Annotated in this window: 1 protein-coding gene; it reads right to left on the bottom strand. The window is 66.8% G+C overall.

The genetic code is table 11. The features are described 5' to 3' along the window. Positions 1-981: GAF domain-containing protein (locus DBR23_RS15610; protein WP_146191349.1), on the bottom strand; the 981-nt coding region annotated here is incomplete at its 3' end. Positions 982-1232: the final 251 nt, after the last annotated feature.

Below are 1232 nucleotides of genomic sequence, written 5' to 3'. Positions count from 1 at the left end.
GTCCCACACCGCGTCGGCCGTGGCGCGCGAGACCAGATGAAAGCGCTCTTCGCTCTCGCGGCGGGCCTGCCGGGCCTGGTGCTGGGCCGAGATGTCCTGAAACGCCCCCTGTATCCGCACGATGCGGCCCTCGGCGTCGCGCACCGCCTGCCCGGTGGTGCGCACCCAGAAGTGCCGACCCGCCAGTGTGACAAGTTCGGCCTCCAGGTCAAACGGTGTGCCTTGGCGGATGCAGCTCTCAAACGCTGCCAACATGGCCTGCCGGTGCGGGGGCAGGTACAGCTCCATAATCTGTTCCACCGAGCCCATGCGTCCCGCAATGCCGAAGGCGGCGGCGATCTCCTGCGACCAGTTCAGCTGCAGGCTGGGCAGATCCACGATCCACCCGCCAATGCGGGCCATCTGCCCGGCCACGCGCAGGGTCTCGCTCTGGGCCAGCAGTTCGGCATGCATCTTGTCGCGCTGCTGCACCAGGTCGGCCAGCACCTGCTTTTGGCGGCGCAGCTCCAGCTGCACCATGGCCTGCTCGGCCAGTATGCGCAGGCCCTCCAGCTGCTCAGCCTCGATGTGCCGGGGGATGGAGTCCAGCACCGCCAGCGTGCCCAGCGCCTGCCCCTCGGGGGTGACCAGCGGCACACAGGCGTAAAAGCGCACATGGGGGTCCTGCGTGACCAGCGGGTTGTGGGAAAAAACCGGGTGCTTGTGCGTGTCGTTGACCACCATGGGCTCACGGCTGCCGCTCAGTGCATGCGCGCAGAACGCAATCGCGCGCTCGGTCTCCTTGAACGGTACACCCACTGCGGCCTTGAACCACTGCCGGTCGCTGTCCACGAAGTTGACCACCGCCATGGGGCACTGGCATACACGCGCAGCCAGCGTGGCCAGCTGGTCAAAGCTGTCTTCCGCCGGGGTGTCGAGGATTGCGTAAGACTGCAGTGCCTGGAGCCGGGCGGCCTCTGCGGTGGCTTGCGCTGGTGGCATGGTCAGTCCACCGTGGCGCCGCTGCGCACGCAGCTGCCCAGCCTGGTCAGTGCGACCAAGCCATGGGTGGCGGGGCGGAGTAGCGTCGGCAAGGCAATCGGGCAGTAGAGGGAGCGTGCAATGCGGCCGCACCGCGCGCTCAGGTTCACAGCGCCACAAGCACTGTGGCAAAGAGTGTGAATGCTACACCGCACAGTCCTCGCTGGCGACGTCCGCCCATGGGGGTTTGTCCCAAAAAACACAGTGTTTTG

Origin of the sequence: Acidovorax sp. HMWF018 (assembly GCF_003061035.1) — a bacterium.
In the GTDB taxonomy this organism is placed as follows: Bacteria; Pseudomonadota; Gammaproteobacteria; order Burkholderiales; family Burkholderiaceae_C; genus Acidovorax; species Acidovorax delafieldii.
The sequence above is the reverse complement of the archived record's forward strand: the minus strand, read 5'-3'. Positions and strand labels throughout refer to the sequence as shown.